This window comes from Vibrio sp. M260112 (assembly GCF_036533775.1).
In the GTDB taxonomy this organism is placed as follows: Bacteria; Pseudomonadota; Gammaproteobacteria; order Enterobacterales; family Vibrionaceae; genus Vibrio.
The window spans coordinates 1-391 of record NZ_JATABH010000211.1 but is presented as its reverse complement, the minus strand read 5'-3'; the positions used below and the strand labels follow the sequence as shown (position 1 = coordinate 391).

The 391-nt window shown below is 42.2% G+C and carries 1 pseudogene; it reads left to right on the top strand.

Annotation, left to right across the window (positions count from 1 at the left end):
• Positions 1-137, top strand: a pseudogene (locus QTN95_RS21155) (IS110 family transposase); the annotation flags it as partial.
• Positions 138-391: the final 254 nt, after the last annotated feature.

The window sequence follows — 391 nt, the reverse complement described above, 5'->3', positions numbered from 1 at the left end:
CTCGTACATCAAAAGAGCAATGGCTTAAAGCAATGACGGTAAGACGTGGGAAAAAGGTTGCTGCAATAGCATTGGCAAATAAGACCGTAAGAACAGCCTTCGCTATGATAGAAAGCGGAGAGGATTACAAGCCATAATTCCTTGTGGCTTAACAGAGTTAGTCAAAAAGACCGTGATAACGAACAGGTAAGACCAACCTTCAAGAGACTGCGCAACGCTTAGGTATTAAATACCGCTGCCAAGATAAAGTCATGACGGTGCGAACACATCAAAGTGGCCCGAGATAGCTTCTCAACTAGAGCCCGTATATAAGCAAGCATCTAACCTTCGTTAACAATACTTTTTGACAACAATAGGGAGTCCATATAAGCGTTGTGAATCACTCTTAAAT